Source organism: Streptomyces sp. NPDC005070 (assembly GCF_053600395.1).
In genome coordinates this window covers 1-5,614 of record NZ_JBSFZS010000250.1, presented here as the reverse complement: position 1 = coordinate 5,614, position 5,614 = coordinate 1, and the positions used below count along the sequence as shown (strand labels likewise).

Annotated in this window: 6 protein-coding genes; 4 read left to right on the top strand and 2 right to left on the bottom strand. The window is 68.1% G+C overall.

The window, feature by feature from the left end; translation table 11 throughout:
• Window positions 1-382 (top strand): hypothetical protein (locus ACWEBX_RS36925; protein ID WP_451889115.1); only part of this gene is annotated, 382 nt, incomplete at its 5' end.
• Between the two features lie 76 nt (window positions 383-458).
• Here the strand turns inward: ACWEBX_RS36925 and ACWEBX_RS36920 are convergent.
• Together ACWEBX_RS36920 and ACWEBX_RS36915 are read right to left on the bottom strand one after the other, a co-directional pair.
• Window positions 459-1,016, bottom strand: coding sequence for a hypothetical protein (locus tag ACWEBX_RS36920; protein WP_451889114.1), 558 nt, complete (start codon window positions 1,014-1,016; stop codon window positions 459-461).
• 90 nt (window positions 1,017-1,106) lie between these two features.
• Window positions 1,107-1,346 (bottom strand): hypothetical protein, encoded by a 240-nt coding sequence (locus ACWEBX_RS36915; RefSeq protein WP_451889113.1) that lies wholly within the window; start codon window positions 1,344-1,346, stop codon window positions 1,107-1,109.
• Between the two features lie 255 nt (window positions 1,347-1,601).
• Between ACWEBX_RS36915 and thyX the strand changes: the two genes are divergently transcribed.
• The 3 genes from thyX (at window position 1,602) to ACWEBX_RS36900 (ending at window position 5,270) form a co-directional block, all read left to right on the top strand.
• On the top strand, window positions 1,602-2,342 hold the full coding sequence (thyX, locus tag ACWEBX_RS36910) for an FAD-dependent thymidylate synthase (RefSeq protein ID WP_451889112.1): 741 nt from the start codon (window positions 1,602-1,604) through the stop codon (window positions 2,340-2,342).
• A 211-nt stretch (window positions 2,343-2,553) separates the two neighbouring features.
• Complete coding sequence (gene dapA, locus ACWEBX_RS36905; RefSeq protein ID WP_355767956.1) at window positions 2,554-3,453, top strand: 4-hydroxy-tetrahydrodipicolinate synthase; 900 nt, start codon at window positions 2,554-2,556, stop codon at window positions 3,451-3,453.
• A gap of 131 nt (window positions 3,454-3,584) precedes the next feature.
• The gene (locus tag ACWEBX_RS36900) at window positions 3,585-5,270 is read left to right on the top strand and encodes a ribonuclease J (protein WP_451889111.1); all 1,686 of its coding nucleotides are present in this window, start codon (window positions 3,585-3,587) and stop codon (window positions 5,268-5,270) included.
• Window positions 5,271-5,614 lie beyond the last annotated feature (344 nt).

The window sequence follows — 5,614 nt, the reverse complement described above, 5'->3', positions numbered from 1 at the left end:
GGGCGTGCTGCTCATCCAGAACGGCACCCTGATCACCGTCACCTTCGGTGTCGCGGTGCTGATCCTGCCGGTCATCGGCATCTGGTTCCTCTGGCAGAACACCCAGTTCGTCCGGAAGGCCAACCGGCTCGCCGGCGTGCTCGACGCCGAGGGCGGACTGCCCGTCGACGAGCTGCGGCGTACCGAGGGCGGCCGTATCGACCGCGACTCGGCCGACGAGGTCTTCGCCCGCCGCAAGGCCGAGACCGAGGACGCCCCGGACGACTGGCGGAGTTGGTTCCGTCTCGCCGTGGCCTACCACGACGCCCGCGACACCCCGCGCGCCCGCAAGGCCATGCAACGGGCCATCGCCCTCCACGAGGGCCGGACCCTGGAAGCCTGACCAGGTCGTACGGCGAAGGGGCCGGCCCGCATCCTGCGCGGACCGGCCCCTTCGCCGTGATGTCTCTCCGTGAACCTCAGGCCCGGCGGTACTCGTCGGCCCACACCTCGACGACGTCCGCCGCCCGGTCGAAGGCCTCGGTACGCGCCAGGAAGTCGGCGTTGTGCGTGGTCATGAGCGGCGGCACCTCCCCGGGCGCGTGGTCCGCGCTCACCAGCGTCAGCGCCTGGCCCTGGACGGTGCGCGGCAGCCCCAGCCAGCGCACCGGCTGCTGCACCGTGCGCACCGCCACGACCCGCTTCCACGGAATCGTCCGCGTGACGAAGAAGCCCACCCGGCGCAGCCCTCGGGCGCTGACCCACACCCCCATGCGCAGCAGCCGCAGCGCGCACAGGATGACGACCGCCGCGGCGGCCATGCAGGCCGCGGCACCGGTCGGCGTCCCGGTGACGGCGATGATCACGGCGGCGACGAGCACGTACGAGGCGAGCAGCAGGACGAGCGCGGCCGCGCCCACCCGCCAGGGGCCGGGCCGGTAGGGGCGCCGCCAGCGGTCGCGGTCGTCGAAGGGAAGCGCGACGTCCCCCGCCGCCTCGTCAAAGGCGCGGTCCGCCGTCAGAAAGGGCAGGGGCACGTTTGATCCTCACTCGATCCACACACGGGCAGTGCCCGGTGAGGTTATCGAGCCGGTTGCCGGCCCACCACCCTCGGGGGTCCGGAAGAGTCAGCGGCCGTCCGACGCCACGGAGTGCTGCGTCTGCGCAGGTGACGGATCCTGTGACAGGGCGGGCATTCCGACTATCAGGGATCCGGCTATCCCGGCGGCCAGGGTGAGGCCGAAGAGCCACCGGCCGGCTATCTGCCCGGCGGAGGACCGCTCACGCGGCGGCGGAGCGACATTGCTGCGGAAGGAGTCGGCTTCGGCGGTGAAGGCGAACGGGACGGGCTCGCGCCGACGGGACATGGGCGGTGCTTCTCCTCTGGGGGCGTACGGGCACGGTGACGTGATCCGGGCGATCCGATGGCAAGCGGCGCGAACCTCTCGAACACGTCGCTCTCACTCATACAGACGGGCGAACGTTACAAGAGGTGCCCGGAATCACCGAATTCGCAGAAGTTCGCCGCCGAATGTCGCGGCACGGCACCGAACGCCCGTTGTCGGTACCGGGCCGTAGAGTGGTCGCCGCCCGAGCCAGTGATGGGAAGGACCCCGCGCACCGTGACCGACACCCCAGCCGACGACCTCAAGCCCAGCTTCCGCGGCGATGTCACCGTCGAGCTGATCAAGCACACGGCCTCCGACGCCGACGTGCTGTTCGCCGCCCGCGTCTCCACCGCCGGTGAGCAGTCGCTGGAGGAACTGCAGAAGGACCCCGAGCGCTCCAAGGGCCTGATCAACTACCTGATGCGGGACCGTCACGGCAGCCCCTTCGAGCACAACTCGATGACCTTCTTCGTCAGCGCGCCGATCTTCGTCTTCCGCGAGTTCATGCGGCACCGCGTGGGCTGGTCGTACAACGAGGAATCCGGGCGCTACAGGGAGCTGGAGCCGGTCTTCTACGTGCCCGCCGAGGACCGCAAGCTGGTCCAGCAGGGCCGCCCCGGCAAGTACGAGTTCGTCGAGGGCACCCCCGAGCAGCACAGGACCGTCACCACGGCCATGGAGGAGTCCTACCGGCAGTCCTACGCCGCGTACCAGGAGATGCTGAAGGCCGGCGTCGCCCGCGAGGTCGCCCGCGCCACCCTTCCGGTCGGACTCTTCTCCTCGATGTACGCCACCTGCAACGCCCGTTCGCTGATGCACTTCCTCGGACTGCGCACCCAGCACGAGCTCGCCAAGGTGCCGTCGTTCCCGCAGCGGGAGATCGAGATGGTCGCGGAGAAGATGGAGGCCGAGTGGGCCGGGCTCATGCCTCTCACGCACGCGGCCTACAACGCCAACGGGCGCGTGGCGCCGTAACACGCCACCGCGCACCGGTCCGGCACAGATGTACGGTTCAGCCGACTGAAGTGTCCCGATTGCGGCATTTCGCGAAGTTCATCTAGCCTGATCAAACGGACCCGGCACTGCTTGAACCCCCGAGCAGGCAGTGCCGGGTTCCACCTTTGTCATGCTTTGTCGTGGTCCCCGAGGGCAGACCACGGGGTGAGCAGCGAGTAGCGTATTACCCATGGCTCCGACCTCCACTCCGCAGACCCCCTTCGGGCGGGTCCTCACCGCCATGGTCACGCCCTTCACGGCGGACGGCGGACTCGACCTCGACGGCGCTCAGCGGCTCGCGACCCACCTGGTGGACGCAGGCAACGACGGCCTGATCATCAACGGCACCACCGGTGAGTCCCCGACCACCAGCAACGCGGAGAAATCGGAGCTCGTACGCGCTGTGCTGGAGGCGGTCGGCGACCGCGCCCACATCGTCGCCGGCGTCGGCACGAACGACACCCGCCACAGCATCGAGCTCGCCCGCGACGCGGAGAAGGCCGGCGCGCACGGCCTGCTCACCGTGACGCCGTACTACAACAAGCCCCCGCAAGAGGGCTTGTACCGGCACTTCTCGGCCATCGCCGACGCGACCGAACTGCCGGTCATGCTCTACGACATCCCCGGCCGCAGCGGCGTACCGATCAACACCGAAACTCTGGTGCGGCTCGCCGAGCACCCGCGTATCGTCGCCAACAAGGACGCCAAGGGAGACCTCGGCCGCGCGAGCTGGGCCATCGCCCGCTCCGGCCTCGCGTGGTACTCCGGCGACGACATGCTGAACCTGCCGCTGCTCTCGGTCGGCGCGGTGGGCTTCGTCTCCGTGGTCGGTCACGTCGTCACCCCGGACCTGCGCGCCATGCTCGACGCGTACCTCTCGGGGGACGTCCAGAAGGCCACCGAGATCCACCAGAAGCTGCTCCCCGTCTTCACCGGCATGTTCCGCACCCAGGGCGTCATGACGACCAAGGCCGCGCTCGCCCTCCAGGGCCTGCCCGCCGGTCCGCTCCGCGCCCCGATGGTCGAACTGTCGCCCGAGGAGACCAGCCAGCTCAAGATCGATCTTGGCGCCGGCGGGGTAGAGCTCTAACCACAGACTTCACAACTGAATACGCCTGAACGCAGGCCATGGGCCTGCACCCCACACAACAGCTACTGCACGAACGTCACGCGCGCCACGTGCCTTGCCAGGTACGTGGCGCGCGTGGTGAGGAGAGTCTTTTGAGTCATCCGCATCCTGAACTCGGTGCACCGCCGGTCCTCCCGAAGGGCGGCCTGCGGGTCACCCCGCTCGGCGGTCTCGGCGAGATCGGCCGGAACATGACGGTCTTCGAGTACGGAGGCCGTCTGCTGATCGTCGACTGCGGAGTGCTCTTCCCCGAGGAGGAGCAGCCCGGAATCGACCTGATCCTGCCGGACTTCACGTCCATCAGGGACCGCCTCGACGACATCGAGGGCATCGTGCTCACGCACGGCCACGAGGACCACATCGGTGGCGTGCCCTTCCTGCTCCGCGAGAAGCCGGACATCCCGCTGATCGGCTCCAAGCTGACCCTCGCGCTCATCGAGGCGAAGCTCCAGGAGCACCGCATCCGGCCCTACACGCTCGAAGTGGCCGAGGGCCACCGCGAGCGCATCGGCCCCTTCGACTGCGAGTTCGTCGCGGTCAACCACTCCATCCCGGACGCCCTCGCGGTCGCCATCCGCACCCCCGCGGGCATGGTCGTCCACACCGGCGACTTCAAGATGGACCAGCTCCCGCTGGACGGCCGGCTCACCGACCTGCACGCGTTCGCCCGGCTGAGCGAGGAAGGCATCGACCTTCTCCTCTCGGACTCCACGAACGCCGAGGTCCCGGGCTTCGTCCCGCCCGAGCGCGACATCCAGAACGTGCTGCGCCAGGTCTTCGCGAACGCCGGCAAGCGCATCATCGTGGCGAGCTTCGCCAGCCACGTGCACCGCATCCAGCAGATCCTCGACACCGCCCACGAGTACGGCCGCAGGGTCGCCTTCGTCGGCCGCTCGATGGTCCGCAACATGGGCATCGCGCGTGACCTCGGCTATCTGAAGGTCCCGCCGGGTCTGGTCGTCGACGTCAAGACGCTCGACGACCTTCCGGACCACGAGGTCGTCCTCGTCTGTACGGGATCCCAGGGTGAGCCGATGGCCGCTCTCTCCCGGATGGCGAACCGCGACCACCAGATCCGGATCGTCCAGGGCGACACGGTGATCCTCGCGTCGTCGCTGATCCCGGGCAACGAGAACGCGGTCTACCGCGTCATCAACGGTCTGACCCGCTGGGGCGCCAACGTCGTCCACAAGGGCAACGCCAAGGTGCACGTCTCGGGCCACGCCTCCGCGGGCGAGCTGCTGTACTTCTACAACATCTGCAAGCCGCGCAACCTGATGCCGGTGCACGGCGAATGGCGCCACCTGCGTGCCAACGCCGAGCTGGGTGCCCTGACGGGTGTCCCGCACGACCGGATCGTGATCGCCGAGGACGGCGTCGTCGTCGACCTGATCGAGGGCAAGGCGAAGATCTCCGGCAAGGTCCAGGCCGGGTACGTGTACGTGGACGGCCTCTCGGTCGGTGACGTCGGCGAGCCCACGCTCAAGGACCGCAAGATCCTCGGCGACGAGGGCATCATCTCGGTCTTCGTGGTGATGGACGCCAGCACCGGCAAGCTCACGGGCGGCCCGCATGTGCAGGCACGCGGTTCCGGAATCGACGATGCCGTCTTCGCCGACGTCATCCCGAAGATCACGGAAGTGCTTGAGCGGTCGGCCCAGGACGGTGTCGTGGAGCCCCATCAGCTTCAGCAGCTCATCCGCCGCACGCTGGGCAAGTGGGTGTCCGACAACTACCGCCGACGCCCGATGATCCTCCCGGTCGTCGTCGAGGTCTGACCGCCGGCAGGGTCTCAACCAGGAGCGGGCCGCCTCGATTTGCATCGGGGCGGCCCGCTCCAGTACGTTTACGTCTCCGCCTGAACGGGAACCCCGAAGCTTCATGCTCCGGAGGCAGCCCCGAACCGGGTGGAAATTCCGACTCAGAGAATCTGATAAAGTCGGAGCCGCTGGAAAGGGAAACGCGAAAGCGGATTACCTGAAAAGCACCGAGGAAATCAGGTCCTGAAAGATCTGGTAGAGTCGGAGACGCAAGACCGAAGGGAAGCGCCCGGAGGAAAGCCCGAGAGGGTGAGTACAAAGGAAGCGTCCGTTCCTTGAGAACTCAACAGCGTGCCAAAAAT

Excerpts from the sequence above, each read along its gene's own strand:
- ACWEBX_RS36915 (WP_451889113.1), bottom strand. The coding sequence starts at position 1,346 with ATGTCCCGTCGGCGCGAGCCCGTCCCGTTCGCCTTCACCGCCGAAGCC.
- dapA (WP_355767956.1), top strand. The coding sequence starts at position 2,554 with ATGGCTCCGACCTCCACTCCGCAGACCCCCTTCGGGCGGGTCCTCACC.